The organism is Bacillus sp. BR3(2024) (assembly GCF_039134555.1).
GTDB lineage: Bacteria > Bacillota > Bacilli > Bacillales > Bacillaceae_G > Bacillus_A > Bacillus_A cereus.
The window spans coordinates 2,508,124-2,528,933 of sequence record NZ_CP152433.1; the positions used below are offsets into that span (position 1 = coordinate 2,508,124).

Genomic DNA, 20,810 nt, shown 5'->3' on the forward strand with positions numbered 1-20,810 from the left:
TAACATGCAACCAATTATTTCGTTTGAACAATTCACCTTTCAATATGGGCATGCTGCGCAGCCTACTTTAAGTGATATTACCTTTCATATATACCCTGGGGAAAAAGTGCTAATTGCTGGACGAAGTGGTTCAGGAAAGTCGACATTAGCTCATTGTATAAATGGGCTAATCCCATTTTCTTACGAAGGGAATAGCACAGGTAACGTTTTAATTGCCGGTAAAGACCCAAGGGAAGGAAGTATTTTTGAACAAAGTAAACAGGTAGGAACAATTTTACAAGATCAAGATGCTCAATTTATTGGTCTGACAGTAGAAGAAGATGTAGCTTTTTATTTAGAAAATGAATGTGTAAAGCAAGATAACATGAAAAAGATTGTTTCGGACTCATTAAGAAAGGTGAAGATGCATACGTTTCATAAACAAAGTCCACATGAATTATCAGGAGGTCAAAAGCAAACAGTTTCTCTTGCTGGTTTATTAACAACAAATGCGGATATATTATTGTTCGATGAACCATTAGCGAACTTAGATCCACTAAGCGCCATACATACGATAGAACTTATGAAAGATATACATGAGCAGTATAATAAAACGATTGTTATTATCGAACATAGGATAGAAGAAATTTTAAAACTGGATTTAGACAAAGTTATATTAATTGATGAAGGTAAAGTCATTGCGATGGGAACACCAAAAGAAATCTTAGCGTCAAATATATTACCACGTATTGGCTTAAGAGAGCCTATTTACATCGAAGCATTAAAGAGATTACATTTTGATCGTAATAATGACGTAATATATCCAATGGAAAACCTTCAAAAAGAAAAGGTAAGAAACGTTATAAAAGAGTGGATGGAGAAACAAGTCATATTAGAAAGGAATGCTAAAAACAAGGAATTACTTAAAGTGGAGAATTTATCATTTTCATACCCTAATAAACAAAAAGTATTAGAAAATGTAAACCTTTTAATATATGAAGGAGAAATTGTGGCACTGTTAGGACATAATGGAGCAGGGAAATCAACATTAGCTCATAGTCTTATAGGTATAAACAAAATGAAAAATGGGAAAATTGCGTTAAAAGGTAAAGATATTAGTTCTTGGTCTATTCGTAAACGTGGGGAAATCATATCTTACGTGATGCAAAATCCAAATCATATGATTACACAGCCTACTGTTTTTGAAGAAGTTTCATTTACATTAACATTACATAATTTTTCTAAGGAAGAAATTAAGAATAAAGTAGAAGGGATTTTAAAAATTTGTGGTTTATATCCATTTCGTAATTGGCCAATTCAAGCACTAAGCTATGGGCAAAAAAAGAGACTAACAATCGCATCTGTATTAACAACAAATCCTAAGCTTATCATATTAGATGAACCGACAGCGGGACAAGATTATTATCATTATAAACAATTTATGTCGTTTATTAAAAACCTAGCTAAAAAGGGAATTTCATTTGTTTTTATCACTCACGATATGAATCTCGCGCTAGAATATACAGACCGTGCAGTAGTTCTACATGAAGGGAAAATTATTGCGGATAATACAGTGTTTGATGTATTAGGCGATCAAGAAACGTTACAAAGAGCCAACTTAAGAGAGAGTTCTTTAACCAAGCTTATTAAATTTAGTGGGATTGCATGTCCAGAAAAATTTATGGAGCTTTATTTAGACAGTAATAGGAGGGAGGAAGGTGCATAGTACATATTTTCATCGTATGGATGGGGTAGTGAAATTGTTTTTATTTATTTTTTGTATGACGCTTACTTTTTTGTTTTTTGATTTTCGGGTGTTGCTAATATTATTTATTATTGGGTGTATCGGACTCAGCATTGCTAAAATTCCATTTCGTAAAATTTTAATTGTTTTTAGTGTCATATTTACATTTAGTTTATTAAACTCTGTCATGATTTTATTTATTACACCAACTCATGGATCTGAATTAACTGAATCATATACCGCGTTTTTACATGTTGGATATGCAACGATTACATATGAAACATTATTTTATGCAGCTACACTTTCATTAAAGTATTTTACGTTATTACCATTTACACTTCTTTTTATTTACACGACAGATCCAAGCGAATTTGTAAGTAGCTTAAGTAAACTTGGTATTCATTATAAGATTACATATGCAATAAATATTGCACTACGTTATATTCCTGACATCCAGTCTGAGTATAAAATTATTAAACACGCGCAAGAAGCAAGAGGAGTGGCTTTTGAAAAAGGAGAAGCAAGTTTATGGGTTCGTATGAAGAACCGTGTTTTAATTTTCTGGCCACTAATCATTCATTCTCTAGAAAGAATAGATACGGTTTCAAATGCAATGGATTTAAGAGGATTTGGAAAGAAGGATAAACGTACATGGTTTTATACAAGTAAGGCGAAACGTGAAGATTTCATCGCTTTATTTGCCGGTATTTTCATATTTATTGTTGCGGTATATTTAAAATTAAACGTATTTCAAAACTTTTGGTATCCATTTTAAAGCACTCTTTAAACGAGTGCTTTTACTTATTTTTATGTAGACATGCTCAAAAAAGGGATATATACATAATGTATAATACGAACCAGTTAAAATGATCAACTACCTATTAGTTTTCAAACCAAAAGGAGGAGAAAATATGAGTTACGGTGGTTCTTGTGGTTTTGGTGGAGGTTTCGCTTTACTAGTTGTGTTATTCATTCTATTAATAATTGTAGGATGCAGCTGCTGGGGCGGAGGATACTAATTTTTAATTAGTCTTCACAAATGTAAACTAAAAAAACATTGAAGATACTTATGTATCGAAACAAATAAAAAAGGAGCAACTATGCTCCTTTTTTATTTGTTTAAATGCGTATTCTCACTATATTTCGGGAACGTAATCGTTAAAGTCGTTCCTTTACTAACGATACTTCGGATTTTTAAACTTCCATGCATCGTCTCAATAATCTTAACAGCAACCATTGTACCTAAACCAGTTCCTTTTGTTTTTGTACTAAAATACGGTTCACCGAATCGATGTATTTGCTCCTGTGACATTCCAACTCCGCTATCTTCAATTCGTATTTCAACTTTACTATTATTAATAGATGAGGAAATATTTAAGGTACCACCATTAGGCATTGCTTCAATACTGTTTTTTATTAAGTTTAAAAAACATTGTTGAAAGTGCTGTTTATTACCAACAATGGTTGCCTCAGAAAAATCCTGTGTAATATGTATCGTATTCATATTACACAATGGCAATATCATATTAATAACTCGATTTAACTCTTGTTTTACTGAAATTTGATCTAATTTTTCTGGAGCAGGTTTGGCAAACGTTAAGTAATCATCGATAATTTCTTGGGCACGATTTAACTCTTCAAGTATATGTTTAATATATTCGTCTCTTGATTCAGGAGTTAAATTTTGTGTTTTTAAAAGCTGTGTAAATCCTTTTACAACCGTTAAGGGATTCCTTACTTCGTGCGATATACTTGCAGCGAGTTGGCTAACAATCTCCATTTTTTCCATTTTAATTAATTTAGAGCGCATTAATACAGCATCCTTTATAACTTCATTTATATAAACAATAAATAACATTAAAGTAGTCGGTAATACCATGAAATAAATAATATACAAATTATTCACTTCAAAATCTGATAAAGTTAATACAATTAAAGTTGTAAATATTGCTAGGAAAAAGGTTAAAAACATGGAAAAAGCTACTTTAAGTTTTCTATTATATGTATTAAATTTTGAAGATGCGAGTGCTGTAACGATGAACATTATTCCGTAAACAACGACTGTTAGCATATTAAATCCATAAAATATAAATCTTGTAATTAATAAAATTGTAAACAATATGATACCGACAGGGAATCCACCATAAAGCGTAGCTATTATGACCGGAATTTGTCTTAAATCATGAATACAACTTTCATCCATATAGATAGGGTATCGCATACATAAAATAAGCGGAATACTAGAACAAAGGGTAATCAGTAGTATTTTATATTTCTTTAAATAGTGCCGGCTATCATATATGAAATAAAAAACAAATATACTACATAGAATGTATAGAAGATTATTTAACACGTTTTGATTAATATAAACAAAGTCCATAATATTTGCCTCGTTATTCTGAATTTACTTAACATATGTATTATACATGATAACATATGTTAAAGTGAATAAACCTTGTTAATACAAGATTTGTTTGGCTTTTTGATATAAAATGCAAACATTCTGCAAACGTTAGCTATCCAAAGATATTTTCACCAAAATTTTTTACTCCTTCTTCCTGCATGCTCGGTAAAACATGAGAATAAATCCTAAGAGTTAATGAATACACGGAGATTTCAAAGAGTTGTAGACAAGTTTTCCAATTGGGATACAGCTGAAGAATTGTGTAAGGCAGTGAGGGATAAAAAAGAAATAATTCCAGTAAGGGTTTATTTGGGAAGTGGCTTTAAAACTGATGTTGTCGAGTACATGCGGTAGTAAAAGGGAGATGGACATTTGAAAAAAGTAGAAATTGATGTTGGTAGCAACAAACTTTTAATAGTGAAGGGCGGAAATGTAACAGTAGTCAATCCACCAATGAGTGGATTTGGTGAGCAAGTCGCGGTTTGGATAAACGGTAAAGTTGATCGTGTAGATGTGAAGTGAAAATCGTAATAAAAAAGAGCCATGAGTGGAAAGGCTCATAGCTCTTTGTATAAGGGTAATAATTTTATAGGTAAATATTATCATGTAATTCCAAAAAAATCAATTTCAGTAAATTGATTGGTATTTGATTTGGATTTTATAGAAAGAGAGCAGCTAACAACAGCTAGCGGCTCGGCAGGTTCTGTAAGACAAAACAGAAAAGAATATTAACAGAATATAGAGGTTTATCCTGGTTGTTTGAACGTAGTTAAAGAAAGAATATCACATACTATCAATGTTAATAAAAACTATCTGTGGCTTTCATTTCTTTATTTTATTCACAAATAGTTCCAGTAGCTATTCCGGTTGGAGCGACACCTACTGGGATAGTAGTGATAATAGTATTCGTAGCAATATCAATAACGGAAACAGTATTACTAGCTTGATTTGTAACATATGCTCGAGTGCCATCAGGTATGATGGTTACTTGATCAGGAGATAAACCAACAGAAATTGTATCAATTACAGTATTTGTCGCCACATTTATTACAGATACATTATTACTAACTTTATTTACAACGTAAATAAGATTTCCACCCGGTGTAATATCTATACCAACAGGTTCGATACCTACGTTAATTGTATTAATAACTGCATTGGTAGCGGTGTTAATAACAGAAACAGTATTGCTGTTTTGATTTGTGACATAAGCACGAGTACCATCTAGTGTGAAGACGATTATTCTAGGACGAATACCGACAGGAATGGTAGCGATAACTGCATTGGTAGCAGTATTAATAACAGAAATTGTGTTGCTTAATTCGTTTGCAACATATGCAAAGGTCCCATTTGGTGAAACAGTGATTCCTTGTGGAGCGAGGCCAACAGGAATGGTAGCGATAACTGCATTGGTAGCTGCATTAATAACAGAAACAGTATTATTACCATGATTTCCAACATAAACAGTTGTGTTATCTGGAGAAACAGCTACACCGATTGGATCAGTTCCAACGGGAATGGTAGCGATAACAGTATTCGAAGCAGTATCAATAACGGAAACGGTATCAGAAAAAATATTAGTAACATAGGCACGAGCTCCATTTGGTGAAACCGTTACTTCAAGTGGTGCATTACCTACAGTAATTGTATCAACTACTATATTTGTTCCGGTGTTAATTACAGATACTGTATCATTTGTAGGGTCATCTATGAGTCCTGCATTTGTAGCATATACTAGGAAATTACATGCAGGTCCGGTTGGCCCAGTAGGTCCGGTCGGTCCAGTAGGTCCCGGTGGACAATCACAATCTCCGGTAGGTCCCGGTGGCCCTTCCGGCCCTTGGATTCCTTGCACACCTTGAGGTCCAGTGGCTCCTGGTGGTCCTTCCGGCCCTTGAATTCCTGGCACACCCTGAAGTCCAGTGGCTCCTTCCGGTCCTTCCGGCCCTTGAATTCCTTGTACACCCTGAGGTCCAGTGGGCCCTTCCGGTCCTTCCGGTCCTTGAATCCCTTGGATACCCTGAGGCCCAGTAGGTCCCGGTGGTCCAGGAATTCCCATTCCGGTCCCTGAACCAGTAGGCCCAGGTGGTCCTGGTGGTCCTTGAATCCCTTGTACACCTTGAGGTCCTTCCGGTCCTTCTGGTCCTTCCGGCCCCTGAAGTCCTTCTACACCTTGAGGTCCTTGAGGCCCTTCCGGCCCTTCCGGTCCCTGAATCCCTGGCACACCTTGAGGTCCTTCCGGTCCTTCTGGTCCTTCCGGCCCCTGAATTCCTTGCACACCTTGAGAACCCTGAGCGCCTCTAGGTCCAGGAAATCCTCTAGGTCCAGTGGCTCCAGTCGGCCCCGGTGTTCCGATGTTACTTAATAGCGAACTATTTAAGATTCCTTGTAAAATTAAGTTGAATGTTTGCTGTAATAAGGGGTCCGATATATTTGAACAACTTATAAGTGAAGACAAGCTTTGGAATAGAAATTGGAATAATGCTGAGATTTGAGTGAGAGATGCGGTAGGTAAAGAATTAATTAATTGATTTATAGTTCTTATAACTAAATTTCTATTTGGTGTATTTGGTTGTACTGCTATTAATAAATCATTTAATGCCTGTAATGCTGATTGGAGTATTTGTATAGTTGTTGGATTTGGTGTTGTGAAAAAAGAAAGGATGGCTTGATTTAATTGATTTATTATTTGCAATAATTCTTGTTGTTGAGCATTCGAGAAAAAAACAGGTGTACAGCAATTACTTTGATCACAAGGGGATATAGAAACAAAGCAGGGTTGCTGAAATTTATCACACGAATTTGATTTTCGATTATATCTCATAAATACCTCCTTTAAAAAATTAAATGTTAAGTAATTTTTGGTAAATTATTAGCAACTGAATTTGTAGGTATATGTTTAATTGAAATGTTTTTTCCTTCAAAGTATATGCCAATAAAATTGAGGTGTTCATATGGGGGATATAGCCAATACTTGGTTGCTAGGAGGAAATTGTAATCATAGGAAAGGAAATGAAGGTTACAAAGTTTATAGAAAAACGATTGTATTTAAAAAAAGCGTTATTGTAATAAAAGTTGAAGTTTATTAAAAAGAAGGAATGAAGGAAGTTGTAAAAGATTTTGAAAGATCCATAAAAAAAGAATTCAGTGAAACTCTGAATTCTTCTACACGTATTTTTATTTGTTAATCCATTTAGAAATAATAGGATAATGAAAGTTTTTTTCTTGTAGCACATATAAAATTCCTTTTATAGGTCCAAAAATTAACAAGAGAAACAGTATTAGATATAAAGGAGCTACCCCGAAAATAATTAAAGTGTTATTTGAAGCCAAGTCTAAATTAGACCAAAATAGCATTAAGATTCTTATTATGAAAAGATTCCAAATTACTGTAATTATCCAAATGAATAGTTGGTAAAAAACAGCTTCAAGGATATTTTTCCGAATGTTTTGTGATTTACATACAAAATAGAAAACCAAAGGTATATAAAAAATTGTGACACTAAAGAAAATAAGAATAAAAAAAGATAATAATGTAAGAAAATGCATAATTAATTTTATGTTCTTTTCTTGAGTTAGGATCATTAAGGTCCTCCTATATTTATGAGATTTGTTGTGCCTATTAAAATATGTACTGTTGGTAATTATAACATGAAAATGAATTGTAATAGAATAATGCATAAAAAAGAACAAGTAATAAATTAAATAAAAGCTTTATTTTGTTATAGATAAATAGGTGACTCAGCAATTGTGCTAGTCGAGTCACCTATTACTATCGAACCAAATAATGTTCTTTTTCTATATGTAGTTATGTTGAGTTCCTAGAGGCTAACCCAAAAAACAGTTAAAGGACAAAGAAAATCATTGTAGAGAGTTTTACATTTTATTATGTCAATGCTACAACAGCAAGAGTTAAGCCCAACGTATTTAATGTATTAGAATATGGTCCTACATTAACAGTAAGAGTACTTGTTATACCTGGAGGTGTAGTGAAAATTGCGGGGGCTGATACAGAAGTGAATCCGGCTGTATATCCTAGAGAAGTACCTGATCCAATGATTGGATTATTATTCAGATACATAGTGATACCTGCCGAATTACCTCCTGGTTGAATGATAACTTGCACTTCATAGATTGCCAAATAGGTTCTTCCACCTTCAAGTAAAACAGTTGTTGGTGGTGTGAATGAGATTGCCGTGCCATTAGAATTTACCACAGTATCTAGTGGAATCGCAGAGTTTACAGAAACTATTGATGGGGTAGTTTGAACAACATTTAAACTGTTAGCCGTGGGAGATGGACAAGAACAAGGTTTGTGAATGTTAGAGTTGTTATCATTTTGATAATTCACAAATAATCAAGCTCCTTTACGTAAGATAATTTTTTATCCGATATAAAACGTAGCTTTTTTGTATCTAAGTTATTTTTAATAAGTTTTTAAAGATAATTCGAATATTATTGGTCAGTCAACTCTTAAAAGTATTTGATACTCTGGGATTTAAAAGTGCATCTGATAAATATATATGAATGTTTTTTAAGGACATTACTGTAAGTTAGGAAACATAATAAAATCGTTATTTTAATAAAAAACGGGAAAATGAGGGGAGTAAAAGGAAAAGAACCCTTTATATAAAGGGTTTTTCTGGTGATTTAATCTATCAATTACATTCTTGGTAATATTCATCACATGAATCGTTATTATCGTTACAGCATATACAAAATGTTTTTTGAACAAATAAACTAACTACACTAGTAGAACCTTCCTGCTTTGTAAGAGTAAGACCTTGAAAATCTTCAACTTGAAATATTTTTGTTTGAACAGGTTGTAATGTAGTAGTAATTGGTACGCTAGATCTTCTTGTTAGAATAGTTACTTGAACGGGTGCACTCATACCGACAACGAATAACTGAATTAATGTTTTGTTATGATTGTTTGTAAAATCCTCAAATACAGTTTGTGGAGCGGTGGTTTCAAGGAAAACTGACACAGGTATATTTCCATTTTCATTTTCTGCAGAACCAGCTATCGTATGAGTTTCAATAAAACAGTTATTTTTTTGATTGTTGGAATGTGATTGGTTTTTATAATATTTTTTACCATCTTTATAAAAGTAATCAGCCATATGAATTTAAAGCTCCCTTCTTTTAAATATCTATATAGTCTATTTAATAAAGTGAAGTAGTGCTTGTACAACATAATAAAATCCGCTCTCGTAATTATCTAAAAATGTTATTTGGAAATTAAAGAGCGCCATTCAAGGCGCTCTCGGATAAACATTAATATTGAAAAAGAATACCACATTATATTTTATGCATGTTCTTAATAAATGTGTAGTTTTTTAGCAAAATCCTTATTTGAAAACAAGAAGCCCTAGAGTTAGGGCTCTAGGGCTTCTTATTTTGGTATTCTCACATGGTTTTTCAAAAAGAATAGAACATATTGAAGATAACATGTGAATGTTTCATAAATGTATCAAAAAAGTGAACAAAATTGCTAGTGGAGAAGAAGCAGAAATGAAGTTTCTAATACGTAAGTACGTGAAAGGTATTATTTCCAATGAATAAAATGCGCATGGGACACCTAATCATTATTTTATCGGGGGAAAAGAATATGTTATGAACTTGGTTGAATGAAAAAATGAAAATTTTACTTTTAGAGTGAAACTAAACAAAAACGCTATTTTATTAGAAAAGGAGGATGAAAATGGAGGTCCAGTTAATTCACGAACAAACATATAAAAGTCAGTATGATTTAGAAAATGCAGTAGAAAAATTCTACGATAGTCTCCCAGAAGAATTCGGAATGTTAGAGGACGAGGATATCAAGAAATTTGATCATATAAGCGGAGTATTTGAGGCGACGGCCGTAATGAAGAATGGTTTGAAATTGAAGGTAGAAATATTCTTTGCGGATTGACGCAGACGAAGATGAATCATGGGTTTGTAAAGCTTATCAAGTAGCTTAATAAAAACTTCATTTGAAAGGAAAGTGATCAAGGTGGAAGTTCAATACGATGCGCAGGGCCGAATGAAGTACCAACCGATTACCATCCGAATCATAAGAAGCCGTATACAACGAAAGAATTAGCCTACATATGTAAGTATTATGGATTCGGAAAGATGAAGGGAATTGCTTTAGCATTAGGAAGAACGGAATTAACGATAAGGCAGCTAGTAAATACTCTCCGGAAGAATGGAATATTTGAAAAATATAAAACTATGGGTGAGTAATTACAATAAAAATTTCATTTTATAGAAATAAAAACCCTAGTTTCCTAGGGTAATGGTATAACAGCCAAATATATTTTATTCGTTTATATTGTAACTTAATATTACGTTAAATACATCAGGTAAATGAAACCAATTGTAGAAAATAAGAGCAGTTAGCAAAAGCTAACTGCTCTTCTCCAAGGGGGAACAAGGAGAAAATCTAATGTCATATATAGTATTGACGTAATATTTAGTTTTATTCGTGAAGAATTACGTTTAACTTAATGCATAACCAACGATTAAAGTTAGTGTTAAAAACACTGATAATAACAATGTTAGTAGAACTGTTACTATGCTTCTAAGCATTGCTATCCAATTACCTGCTTTAGAGAATCCTTTAATACCAGCAAAAAAAGTTCCTATTGAAAAAATGAGTACAAAAAATAAAGGGTGAAAATAAACGATATTTATAAACGACGTATTCATTTCAGGTGTGCATACTTCAAGATATAAAAGAAAAAAAGCAATGCAAACTAATGAAAAAAAAGACCATAGATTTATATTATGCTTCATAGGTTGCTCCTTTGTTATCAAAATATTGCTATTAAATTTTAATGGAAAATATAAGAAAAATATAGTGGTTATAAATTGGAATGAATTTTTAAACAAAATAATCCTTTTGTTTAAAGAAAAACAAGCTACCACGTTACAATGATTGGAGATATTTTCCGATATATCCTTAAGAGGGTGGGAATAGAAAGAATATCTTCGAGAGGAAAGGAATTAATTTATATTAGGAAATTGGTTGGGTAAATTAAAATAACCTAAATGTATACAAAGATATAAACTTATTAATAGTCATGACAATGAAGATTTTAAAACTGGTAAGATGGGGATATTTAGTTATTGTAAATGTGAAAAGTGCTGGAATTGTTCTAAAGGAAGGAATATCTGAAATATAAATATAATTGAGGGGAGTGAAATAATAATGGAAACTAGTACTTTTTTAGGGCTGTTCTGGGGATGGATGACGGTTATCGTATCGGGAATACTTTTCGTCCGTCCATCTGTGCTACGTGACTTAAAAAAATTAGTGGTTGAAGACAGAGGATTTGGTATTATGTATGGTTTTCTATCGATTTTCCTAGGATTAGGTACTGTAATTCTACATAATGTATGGGTATTCAACTGGCAGGGATTCCTAACGGTTATTGCATGGCTTGCATTATTAAAGGGAATTTACATAATTGCATATCCTGAACCCTCCAAGAAAACAGACTTTGAAGTAAGGATACTATCAACACGTATAGTACTCGCTATCATTGGTGCTTTGGCTTTATGGATGCTTATAGTAATCTATATAAAATAATCTTTTTTTAATAAATAAAAGAGCCTGATATGAGAGAAAAGGCCTTTTCAAAAATTGCATATGAGGAAAATCAATGTCAATAGTTTAATACCAATAAATTAGAATTAATTCCAGGTATTAAGTATTGAGAAATAAAAAATATTTAACGCAACAAAGTGGTTAACTTTATGAGCTAACCACCTGTTCCACAAAAGAAAATTAGGCCCTACAAGTAATAGATGTGTAATTTAAAGTTACAGTTATAGTGTAGGCGAGATTGAAAATGTTATACGAAAGTAATTTTGTTTAAAAGTTTTATTTTGTCATAAATAAAAGAGCATTTAGCCCAGCCTAACTGCTCGATACAGAGGTAATAGTCTAGCTACATAGATATTATATGCTGAGTTATTGATTTTATTTGTGTAAAACACAAAAGAGCAGCTAACAAAACCTAGCCGCTCTAAACAGTGATGTGTCTCTAGATGTAGTTGTAGTATAAACAGAACGTTGAGTTTTATTCATAGGGAGGTAGAGATGGGCTTGAAAATAGAATATAGTCCGGCTAGAAAACTAGAGGACACCAATTTTTAGAACTGCGATAAAATTGTTTTAAGAAATGGTGTTCTCTTTATTTTGAAAGGGGATTTGGGAAATGAAGGTATTAGAATAGAAATGGTTAATAAACGCATAGATTGATAAAAAGTAAAGGGAAAATCCCTTATGAGAATAAGGAATATCATCATTTTCGTTACCATTTTCTTCTATATTTATATATAATTAATTTGTATTTTATATATAAATTAGGAGGGAATTTATGACTACAAATAAGGACTACATTCGTTATATCCGGGGAAAAGTAGGGCATGATTTAATATTTCTTAATTTTGCTGGAGGTATTGTTTATAACGAACGAAATGAAATTCTTTTACAAAAACGGGGAGATAGAAATGAATGGGGTATTCCAGGTGGTGCTATGGAACTTGGAGAATCTCTTGAAGAAACCGCTAAACGAGAAATATTTGAGGAGACAGGATTAAATGTTGAAGTTGAACATCTTATAGGTGTCTATTCTAAATATTCTGGTGAGTTTCCGAACGGAGATAAAGCTCAGACTATCACTCATTGTTTTCAATGTAAGCCAATTGGTGGAGAACTTACTGTAGATGGTATTGAGACTTTGGATTTAAAATACTTCCCAATAGACCAAACGACTTAAGAACATAAAATAAAATTTAGATGAGCAAAGCTATTTCAAGTGAATAGAATCCATTCTTTAAGAATACATAAAAAATATATATACAAGCGTAGTCTAATCACTACATCATTGGTGAAAGTAGAATTCTATAAATTTTTTGGAGGAAGAGATATGCAAAAAAAGGTTCTCCTGTTTACAGATTTAGGGATTGATGATGCCTTTGCTATACTGTACATCTTTTTTCGTAAAGACATTCAACTTGTAGGAATTGTGGCCGATTATGGAAATGTATCAAGAGAAAATGTAATAAGAAATATAAACTATTTAAAGTACATTGCGGGAAGAGAAGAAATACCTGTATTCCTTGGTGCTTCTGTACCGTTGACAGGTATATTAATTCAGTATTTCCCTGAGGTACATGGAAAAGTTGGATTAGGACCTATTATTCCACCTGAAATTTCATATCCAGTTTATCCTTTAAATGATATTTATCAAATTATAGAATCAAATTTAGAAGATCTTACCATTATCAATTTAGGAAGACTTTCTTCGCTAGCTACGACTTTTGTATTAAATTTAGAAACAATGCGAAATGTAAGAGAATGCATTTGCATGGGGGGAGCTTTTTTCTATCCAGGTAACGTAACTGCTGTGGCTGAAGCTAATTTTTACGCAGATCCTTATGCAGCAAACTTAATTTTACAGCATGCAAAGAACTTGACGATTATTCCTTTAAATGTGACTCAACATGCGATTGTTACACCCGAAATGGTCCAACAAATTGATGCATTTCATCGGAATACACAGGATCTTGCAGGACTCATCATCAAACCTATGTTAGATTATTATTATAATTTCTACTCCAAGTCTAATCCTGGTATAAGTGGAAGTCCTATGCATGATTTTGTAACGGTATGGTATTTGCTGAATCAAGAGGCTGTTAGTCTTTCAAGGGTACCCATTAAAGTAATTCCTGATCAAGGGGAAGGATTTGGTCAAAGCATTGCAGACTTTCGTTTTGTTACAAATCCAGGCTATAAAACGCATAATGTAGCTTTTCAGTTTGATTATGAATGGTTCAAGAAGGATATTATGGAAACGTTCCTAAAGAAGAGAGTGTAACAGACTTTATTCACTTTACTTAACGTATAGGAATCCGACTTTTTTAGGTTGAAATTCTCTAACATACAAAGCTTCCTAATTGTTGGTACATTAAACTTTTAACTTGATGACTATGTTATTCTACCCCATTCTATACAGTTACTCATTTTTAATGTGTTGTGTAACTCAAAAGAGGAAGTGTTATGAAGCTATGAATATCAAGGGCTGTAGCATTTAAATTAGTTACACAAAATATAAGATATGGGTAAGTGAAGAAAAGGTATAAAAAAGAGCGTAGTTTGTCCAATAGATGTAATGCTCTATTACTATTAAGTTAAGAAATTCATTGTTTCCGATTAATTGCATCCGTTTTTTGTGATTGTTATTGATTTTAAAAAATAAAAAATCGCCTTATTAAAGGCGGTTCATTTTGCATTCTTTTGATAAATAAATATCTTTTAAAATTAAATACAATGTTCTACATTAACATGTTTCTGGATCTTTGTCTTTTTTTCTAAGACCAAATAATCCTAGTACTCCCAATAAACCAAGCCAAGCCCAATTATTATTTTTATTCTGATTATCATTTAAATCATTTGTCGTATTTACATTTCGAGTTCTCACATCATTATTAACTCTATTCATGTTATAGTCATTAACTCGAGTTATAATTAGTACGAAACGTTCATAAAACCATTTTTAATATACATGATAATAGTATAAACTCTATATTTCTTTTAATAATTTAGGGTTATATCCTTTCCGCATTAGCCGCTTTTAACCACGCTTCATAGAATTCTATAACTGATGCATACCGTTCTGCCCGATTGGCATTTACAGCACGATACGCTACCTCATATAATTCCTTACTTGCTTCCCATTTTAGAAAAGAACGATCTTTTTCGCCGCCTAAAAGTGAGAAAGCCATTGCTCCCATATTAAATACATTTGTTCTTTCATCAATTATTGCGTTTAGTTCAAATTCCTCTGGTGACATAAAACGGGAGGAACCCCATAGCCGGCCCATTCTATTTATGTAAGGTTTTTTACTGTATAAATCTATATCACAAATTTTTGTTTCGTTTGTATTAAAATTATATAAAATACTACCGTCATAAAAATCTATTGCTACATAGTTTTTCTTTTCTACATAACTATGGAAAGAAAAAATGGAATGTAAGGAATGAATTCGTTCTATAGCAGATAAATGCCTAAATTTATAAAATGGTGAGTTTGGATTTTTATATTTTTCAGGAGGTGGGAAACTCCAATGCGAATGAAGACATTCACCATCAAACCAATCGAAAATTAATACATATCCAGATTGGACTGGAAAATGATTAATTAGTCTTATGAGCGATTCATGCTTTAAATCTTCATAGATAGTAACTGAATTTTTTAGCCTTTTAATAGCATCACCCGTTGTTCCTTCATATGCAATTGTTTGTGCTCCTGCGTATTTGATAAATTTCTTATGCCCATCTTTTTCTACACCAAAACTTATATTCCCTGAATCTTGCTGGTCAAAAACTGCAAATACGGTCCCTAATTTAATAAGCCAATCAAAATTATGATATTCTTTTAATTGGAATGTTACGTTATTTAACTGAATTTCGACTGAATTATCTTTCATAGATTACCTCACATTTAATATAATTAAGTTGTACATTCCACTATTCGACATATTTTATGGAAATCCTATGCTAATAATATAAAATTTTATAAATATAATGATAAATACTTATAAAGAGGTGAATACAATGGATCAACAAATTGTTATTAAAGCATATCAAAAAGACTGGGGTGAAGAGTATATAAAAGAAAAAGAGAAATTTTGTTCCTTGTTAGGACAAGAAATAATTGCTGTTGAACATATAGGGAGCACAGCAGTAGAAGGATTAGGAGCTAAACCTCTTATTGATATGATGATTGGCGTAACAGAATTGCAAATAGCTGAAAAGTGGATTGAAGTTCTATCGGAAATTGGATATGAGTATGTTCCAAAAGATGCAACGAATTGGCGTTTTTTTAGAAAGGGAAAATGGAGAGCGGGTACTCATCATTTGCATATTTATATTTATAATAGTGATGAGTGGAGAAACAATATTTTATTTCGTGACTTTCTAATAAGCCATGAATGGGCACGTAAAGAATATAGAGAATTAAAAGAGAGGCTTGCTATTACATATGCTTTTGATCGTGTTTCATATACAAAGGCAAAAGCGCCGTTTATTCGAAAAATATTAGAATTGGCTAGAATTCAATAAATTTATAGATTCTTATCTAACTAGTTTTGAAACCTCTTCCTATACTTTTTATAGGGAGAGGATTTTTTTCATAACAAAATATATAATTTCTAATTATTGGAGGCAAACTATTTTATTTATTTTGATATTTCTAGTACATTGGAAATATTAAGGGGGAATTAAGCAATGAAAGCTATTGTACATCAATATGAAAAAGGATTAGAGGGGTTAGAATATAAATTTTCACCTGAGATAAGTCCTAATGCAGGTGAAGTGAAAATAAAGTTAAAAGCTGCAGGGTTGAATCATAGGGATTTATTTATTATAAACAATAGAAAAGAAATGGATCTACCATTAGTAATAGGTTCAGATGGCTCAGGAATTGTTACAGAAATAGGAGAAGGAGTTTCAAATATTACACTACATACAGAAGTTATTATTAATCCTAGTATTGGATGGGAACATGCTACTGAAGTACCGGAGTTACCGGAAGTACTAGGTGGGCCAAAAGATGGAACGTTTGCTGAATATGTAATTGTACCAGCTAAAAATGTAGTAGAAAAGCCGTCATATATTACTTGGGAAGAATCAGGTGTTTTATCTTTATCTGCATTAACTGCATATAGAGCGCTTTTTACAAAAGGGAGATTGAAGTGCGGTGAACACGTTTTAATTCCGGGAATAGGCGGTGGTGTTGCTACATTTGCCATGTTATTCGCGAAAGCAATTGGCGCTAAAGTGAGTGTTACTTCAAGGGTAGAGAATAAAAGGAAACTTGCTGCAAAATATGGTGCAGATATTTCTTTTCATAGTTCTGGAAATTGGGAAGAGAGCTTACAAGGTGAAAAAGTAGATTTAATAATAGATAGTATAGGTCCAGCAACTTTTTTGAAATATTTTGATGTATTAAAACCAAACGGAACAATCGTGAATTTTGGTGCAAGCTCAGGAGATAAAATTGAATTACCATTACGCGCGCTATTTTACAATCAAATTGATATTATGGGAACATCCATGGGTAGCCGTGAGGAATTTAATGAGATGATAAAGTTTATAGAAAAACATCAAATTAAACCAATTATTGATAAAGTTTACTCGTTAGAAGAGGCAATTCGAGCACTTAGCCGTATGGAACATGGAGAACAATTTGGAAATATTGTACTTAAAATGAATTAAAAAATATGATTTTGCAATTAGTATATTTAAATGAACATGTTATGTATTTCAAATATGAAAAAAATACGAACCGCCTTATTATAAAGGCTTACCGGCTTTATACATAAATAGCGTATAAAATTTGTTTTATAATTGTCACATGAGTAATAGTAAAATGAGAATTAGATGAAAAAAGTTTAAGCCTATTTTCATAATGGTATTGTATACTGTGTAAATCAAGAACACTTGTATGTAAGGAGAGAGTTTAATGAATTACACAGTATTTCAGTGGTTTAATAATTTTGCTGATTCATCCAAACTATTAGATACGTTAATGATTGCTATTACAAATAGCGCTGCATACGTAGCCGTTCTATTTATGTTTATCTTATGGTTTAATAATGGAAAGAAAGAAAAGGCAATTAGAAAACAATATACAGTTTTATATACGACGCTTTCGGTTATTATTGCATTAGTAGTAAATGTTCTTATACACGCGGTATATTACCATCCGCGTCCGTTCGTATCACATGATGTACATCAATTAGTACCACATGCAGCAGATTCATCATTCGTTAGTGATCATTCTGTACTTGTATTTTCAATCGCCTTCGTATTTATTTTTAGAGGAGAAAAACTGAAATATATCGCGCTATTATGGGCAGTACTAGTCGGTATATCACGTATGTACGTAGGTGTTCATTATCCTTTAGATATACTGGGTGCAGCATTCTTAACACTTATTACGAGCGCTTTAGTAATGCAAAGTACACGTATGTTTGAACCAATAGCGAAACTTGTATTCAAAATGTATGCATTAGTAGCGAGACGAATTCCTTTCTTAGCGAAATATAACCATATCGCATAATTTTCCTATAAAAATTCCCCTTTGGACATCCAGAGGGGAATTTTTTTATAGGAAATACGAAAAGAGTTTAGAGTGCTCTGTAATCAAGTTGTACTAATTAATATTCTGAAATTTCACGCACCGTATTTAAAATATATAAAATAATGACACAAAATAACAACAGTTAGTTTTGCATTGTTTTAAAGGAATTAAAAAGAAAACTTCGAAACATATAGTATCGCAAACAAAAACTACAAATTTTAAAACGGATCTTCGTACGAATCCATTCCAAAAGAGAGGAGATAAGTATGCAAAAACTCCAAACGAATAAAGGCGCTCGATATATGATGATTGCTTTTATTGTTTTGTTTCTTATTATGATTTTGCGTATATTCTATATTCAGGCAGTAGGAGTCGTGCATAATGTGAATGTAAAGGATCTCGCGAATGAACAACATAATAAAAAAGGTGTTTTAGAAGCGAATCGTGGCACTATCTATGACCAAACGGGAAAGGTGTTAGTACAAGATTCTACAACGTATCGAGTTGTTGTGAATTTAAAAGGAAAAGATAAAGTGAAAAATAAAGATGAAACCGCACAACAATTAGCCGATGCGCTTGAAATTGATAAAGAAGAAGTATTAAAAAACTTTCATGAAGGGCGTACGCAAGTTGAAATTGGGAAAATTGGTCGGAACTTATCTAGGGAAAAGAAGGAAAAAATTAATGATTTAAAAATACCAGGTGTATCTTTTATGTCGGAAAAAGCAAGAGTGTATCCGAATGAAGACTTTGCATCCTATATACTTGGTTTTGCTAGACCAGATGATAAAGGGAATACGGAAGGAAAGTTTGGGCTTGAAAAGAGTTTGGATAAATATTTGCGCTCTACAAACGGGAATATAGAATATGTGGGTACACGAAGAGGGATTCCGCTTACAAATGATATAGGTAAAGTAGAACCTGCTAAAAATGGAAATAACGTATATTTAACACTTGATAAACAAATTAATAGCTTTTTAGAAGAAGCGATGAACAAAGCACAAGAGCATTATGATCCGTCTATGTTAATTGGAATTATTGCTGATCCAAAAACAGGAAAGGTTTTAGCGATGTCTAGTAAACCTAGTTACAATCCTAATGTAGGTGATATCGAATACTTTTTAAATGATCCGATTGCAAATGCATATGAACCAGGTTCAACAATGAAAGTTTTTACGTTAGCAGCTGCCATTAATGAAGGTGTATATAACGGCAAAGAATATTTTCAATCTGGAAAATATTCCGTTGGTTCATCTGATATAAAAGATCATAATGGTGGATTTGGATGGGGATCAATTACATTTGATGAAGGTTTTGAAAGGTCATCAAACGTAGCTTTTTCTATTTTAGAAGATCAGTTACTGAAACCAAATAAATTTAAACAATATATGAATAAATTTGGATTCAATCAAAAAACAGGAATAGATTTACCTGGAGAAAGTAAAAATACTTTATTATTAAATACGCAAATTCAACAGGTTACAACTTCTTTTGGTCAAGGTTCTACAGTAACTCCAATTCAATTAATCCAAGCGGCTACTGCTATAGCAAATGACGGGAAAATGATGCAACCATATATCGTTGATAAAGTTGTAAATCCAACAAACAAGGAAGTTATTATGGAAAATCAACCGAAAGAAATTGGGAATCCGATAAAAAAAGAAACAGCGGACAAAGTTAGAAGCTTAATGGAGCGTGTTATAACATCTTCAAAAGGAACTGGTACAATGTATAAAGTGGATGGTTATCCAATTGGAGGTAAGACAGGAACAGCACAAATACCGAATCCTGAAAACGGCCGATATATGGAAGGGAAAGAGAATTACATTTTCTCCTTTTTAGGAATGGCTCCAATTGATGATCCGGAGTTAATCGTATACTTAGCTATTAAGCAGCCAAAGTTAAAAGGAGATGAGTATGGAGCTCAGCCTCTTGCTGAAATATTTAAACCTGTTATAAAAAACAGCCTTGAATATTTAAAGGTGAAACCGTATACAGAAAAACAAATAGCTGATGCAACGAAACAATCTCAATTAAAAGTACAAAATTATGTAAATCAATCGATGGGTACAGTAGAGAAAAGTGTAGAAAAAGAGAAGCTACAGCCAGTAATTTTAGGAGAAGGAAAAATAATAAAACAATATCCACAGTCTGGCGAGGTAATGAGTGAAGGTGATCGTATATTTTTATTAGGGAATAACGCACAAATGCCAAATGTAAAAGGTTGGTCCATGCGTGATATTATGTATTTCTCCAAGCTTTTGAAATTAGATTTGAAAACTTCGGGTACGGGTTATGTAACGAGCCAAAGTATTGAAAAAGGACAAGATTTACGAGAAGGAGATACACTAGAACTAGAATTAGAACCGCCGTTACAACCGTTAGCTGAGGCAAATACGAATTAATTCAAACTTGTTGAAGAACCTACATCCAATAGGTTCTTTTTTAAAAATTTATGAGTAATTTCACGCACCGTATTTTTCAGAAAAAATAATAAATAAAATGCTTAACAGTTACTAAAACAAAAAAACTTACATAT

General features: G+C 32.5%; 17 protein-coding genes and 4 pseudogenes. 13 read left to right on the forward strand and 8 right to left on the reverse strand.

Features of this window, described 5'->3' with window-relative positions; genetic code table 11:
• The first annotated feature begins 4 nt into the window (after window positions 1–4).
• From V7S45_RS12915 to V7S45_RS12925, 3 genes are all read left to right on the forward strand, one after another.
• On the forward strand, window positions 5–1,705 hold the full coding sequence (locus tag V7S45_RS12915; RefSeq protein WP_342761889.1) for an ABC transporter ATP-binding protein: 1,701 nt from the start codon (window positions 5–7) through the stop codon (window positions 1,703–1,705).
• Window positions 1,698–2,498: an energy-coupling factor transporter transmembrane component T gene (locus tag V7S45_RS12920; RefSeq protein ID WP_000556372.1), complete on the forward strand. Its 801-nt coding sequence runs from the start codon at window positions 1,698–1,700 to the stop codon at window positions 2,496–2,498. The genes V7S45_RS12915 and V7S45_RS12920 overlap by 8 nt, the downstream gene beginning before the upstream one ends.
• Window positions 2,499–2,634: 136 nt before the next feature.
• Entirely contained in the window at window positions 2,635–2,742 is a 108-nt protein-coding gene (locus V7S45_RS12925; protein WP_000120182.1) for a YjcZ family sporulation protein, read from the forward strand.
• Window positions 2,743–2,834: 92 nt separating this feature from the next.
• Here the strand turns inward: V7S45_RS12925 and V7S45_RS12930 are convergent, their stop codons facing one another.
• Window positions 2,835–4,103 carry a LytS/YhcK type 5TM receptor domain-containing protein gene (locus V7S45_RS12930; RefSeq protein ID WP_000348330.1) on the reverse strand — a complete coding sequence of 423 codons (1,269 nt, stop codon included), beginning with the start codon at window positions 4,101–4,103 and terminating at the stop codon, window positions 2,835–2,837.
• Window positions 4,104–4,499: 396 nt separating this feature from the next.
• On the opposite strand from V7S45_RS12930, the gene V7S45_RS12935 reads away from it, so the two are divergent.
• Window positions 4,500–4,649, forward strand: a complete 150-nt coding sequence (locus V7S45_RS12935; protein ID WP_000754941.1) for a DUF3954 domain-containing protein — start codon at window positions 4,500–4,502, stop codon at window positions 4,647–4,649.
• 313 nt (window positions 4,650–4,962) lie between these two features.
• On the opposite strand, the gene V7S45_RS12940 is transcribed toward V7S45_RS12935, so the two are convergent.
• The 4 genes from V7S45_RS12940 to V7S45_RS12955 form a co-directional block, all read right to left on the reverse strand.
• Window positions 4,963–6,951, reverse strand: coding sequence for a beta-propeller fold lactonase family protein (locus tag V7S45_RS12940; RefSeq protein ID WP_025687415.1), 1,989 nt, complete (start codon window positions 6,949–6,951; stop codon window positions 4,963–4,965).
• Window positions 6,952–7,304: 353 nt separating this feature from the next.
• Window positions 7,305–7,712 (reverse strand): DUF4870 domain-containing protein, encoded by a 408-nt coding sequence (locus V7S45_RS12945; protein WP_000604160.1) that lies wholly within the window; start codon window positions 7,710–7,712, stop codon window positions 7,305–7,307.
• Window positions 7,713–8,013: 301 nt separating this feature from the next.
• Complete coding sequence (locus tag V7S45_RS12950) at window positions 8,014–8,478, reverse strand: hypothetical protein (RefSeq protein WP_001109242.1); 465 nt, start codon at window positions 8,476–8,478, stop codon at window positions 8,014–8,016.
• Between the two features lie 307 nt (window positions 8,479–8,785).
• Window positions 8,786–9,250, reverse strand: coding sequence for a hypothetical protein (locus V7S45_RS12955; RefSeq protein WP_000796392.1), 465 nt, complete (start codon window positions 9,248–9,250; stop codon window positions 8,786–8,788).
• Between the two features lie 581 nt (window positions 9,251–9,831).
• Here V7S45_RS12955 and V7S45_RS12960 point away from each other — a divergent pair.
• Together V7S45_RS12960 and V7S45_RS12965 are read left to right on the forward strand one after the other, a co-directional pair.
• Window positions 9,832–10,093 (forward strand): annotated as a pseudogene (locus tag V7S45_RS12960) (hypothetical protein).
• A 32-nt stretch (window positions 10,094–10,125) separates the two neighbouring features.
• Window positions 10,126–10,358, forward strand: a pseudogene (locus V7S45_RS12965) (DNA-entry nuclease).
• Between the two features lie 255 nt (window positions 10,359–10,613).
• Here V7S45_RS12965 and V7S45_RS12970 read toward each other — a convergent pair.
• Entirely contained in the window at window positions 10,614–10,910 is a 297-nt protein-coding gene (locus tag V7S45_RS12970; RefSeq protein ID WP_000682204.1) for a hypothetical protein, read from the reverse strand.
• 415 nt (window positions 10,911–11,325) lie between these two features.
• Here V7S45_RS12970 and V7S45_RS12975 point away from each other — a divergent pair, with 415 nt between their 5' ends.
• The 3 genes and pseudogenes from V7S45_RS12975 (at window position 11,326) to V7S45_RS12985 (ending at window position 14,002) form a co-directional block, all read left to right on the forward strand.
• Window positions 11,326–11,706, forward strand: a complete 381-nt coding sequence (locus V7S45_RS12975; RefSeq protein ID WP_000450247.1) for a hypothetical protein — start codon at window positions 11,326–11,328, stop codon at window positions 11,704–11,706.
• A 793-nt stretch (window positions 11,707–12,499) separates the two neighbouring features.
• Window positions 12,500–12,889, forward strand: a pseudogene (locus tag V7S45_RS12980) (NUDIX domain-containing protein); the annotation flags it as partial.
• 162 nt (window positions 12,890–13,051) lie between these two features.
• Window positions 13,052–14,002: a nucleoside hydrolase gene (locus tag V7S45_RS12985; protein ID WP_001170283.1), complete on the forward strand. Its 951-nt coding sequence runs from the start codon at window positions 13,052–13,054 to the stop codon at window positions 14,000–14,002.
• Window positions 14,003–14,464: 462 nt separating this feature from the next.
• On the opposite strand, the pseudogene V7S45_RS12990 reads toward V7S45_RS12985, so the two are convergent.
• Together V7S45_RS12990 and V7S45_RS12995 are read right to left on the reverse strand one after the other, a co-directional pair.
• Window positions 14,465–14,647: pseudogene (locus V7S45_RS12990) on the reverse strand (WGxxGxxG family protein); the annotation flags it as partial.
• 85 nt (window positions 14,648–14,732) lie between these two features.
• Window positions 14,733–15,614, reverse strand: a complete 882-nt coding sequence (locus tag V7S45_RS12995; protein ID WP_025689464.1) for a serine/threonine protein kinase — start codon at window positions 15,612–15,614, stop codon at window positions 14,733–14,735.
• 127 nt (window positions 15,615–15,741) lie between these two features.
• Here V7S45_RS12995 and V7S45_RS13000 point away from each other — a divergent pair, with 127 nt between their 5' ends.
• The 4 genes from V7S45_RS13000 to V7S45_RS13015 all read left to right on the forward strand — a co-directional run bounded on the left by V7S45_RS13000 (window position 15,742) and on the right by V7S45_RS13015 (window position 20,676).
• Window positions 15,742–16,248, forward strand: coding sequence for a GrpB family protein (locus V7S45_RS13000; RefSeq protein ID WP_000372673.1), 507 nt, complete (start codon window positions 15,742–15,744; stop codon window positions 16,246–16,248).
• A gap of 165 nt (window positions 16,249–16,413) precedes the next feature.
• A complete protein-coding gene (locus V7S45_RS13005) occupies window positions 16,414–17,403 on the forward strand; it encodes a zinc-binding dehydrogenase (protein ID WP_025687471.1) in 990 nt (329 codons plus the stop codon).
• Window positions 17,404–17,650: 247 nt separating this feature from the next.
• A complete protein-coding gene (locus tag V7S45_RS13010; RefSeq protein ID WP_001110126.1) occupies window positions 17,651–18,250 on the forward strand; it encodes an undecaprenyl-diphosphatase in 600 nt (199 codons plus the stop codon).
• A gap of 287 nt (window positions 18,251–18,537) precedes the next feature.
• The gene (locus V7S45_RS13015; protein ID WP_001170948.1) at window positions 18,538–20,676 is read left to right on the forward strand and encodes a penicillin-binding protein; all 2,139 of its coding nucleotides are present in this window, start codon (window positions 18,538–18,540) and stop codon (window positions 20,674–20,676) included.
• Window positions 20,677–20,810: the final 134 nt, after the last annotated feature.

Bases quoted from the DNA above. Each gene is read 5' to 3' on its own strand.
- V7S45_RS12915 (WP_342761889.1), top strand. From the start codon at position 5: ATGCAACCAATTATTTCGTTTGAACAATTCACCTTTCAATATGGGCAT.
- V7S45_RS12925 (WP_000120182.1), top strand. From the start codon at position 2,635: ATGAGTTACGGTGGTTCTTGTGGTTTTGGTGGAGGTTTCGCTTTACTA.
- V7S45_RS12930 (WP_000348330.1), bottom strand. From the start codon at position 4,103: ATGGACTTTGTTTATATTAATCAAAACGTGTTAAATAATCTTCTATAC.
- V7S45_RS12940 (WP_025687415.1), bottom strand. From the start codon at position 6,951: ATGAGATATAATCGAAAATCAAATTCGTGTGATAAATTTCAGCAACCC.
- V7S45_RS12945 (WP_000604160.1), bottom strand. From the start codon at position 7,712: ATGATCCTAACTCAAGAAAAGAACATAAAATTAATTATGCATTTTCTT.
- V7S45_RS12955 (WP_000796392.1), bottom strand. From the start codon at position 9,250: ATGGCTGATTACTTTTATAAAGATGGTAAAAAATATTATAAAAACCAA.
- V7S45_RS12970 (WP_000682204.1), bottom strand. From the start codon at position 10,910: ATGAAGCATAATATAAATCTATGGTCTTTTTTTTCATTAGTTTGCATT.
- V7S45_RS12975 (WP_000450247.1), top strand. From the start codon at position 11,326: ATGGAAACTAGTACTTTTTTAGGGCTGTTCTGGGGATGGATGACGGTT.
- V7S45_RS12985 (WP_001170283.1), top strand. From the start codon at position 13,052: ATGCAAAAAAAGGTTCTCCTGTTTACAGATTTAGGGATTGATGATGCC.
- V7S45_RS12995 (WP_025689464.1), bottom strand. From the start codon at position 15,614: ATGAAAGATAATTCAGTCGAAATTCAGTTAAATAACGTAACATTCCAA.
- V7S45_RS13000 (WP_000372673.1), top strand. From the start codon at position 15,742: ATGGATCAACAAATTGTTATTAAAGCATATCAAAAAGACTGGGGTGAA.
- V7S45_RS13005 (WP_025687471.1), top strand. From the start codon at position 16,414: ATGAAAGCTATTGTACATCAATATGAAAAAGGATTAGAGGGGTTAGAA.
- V7S45_RS13010 (WP_001110126.1), top strand. From the start codon at position 17,651: ATGAATTACACAGTATTTCAGTGGTTTAATAATTTTGCTGATTCATCC.
- V7S45_RS13015 (WP_001170948.1), top strand. From the start codon at position 18,538: ATGCAAAAACTCCAAACGAATAAAGGCGCTCGATATATGATGATTGCT.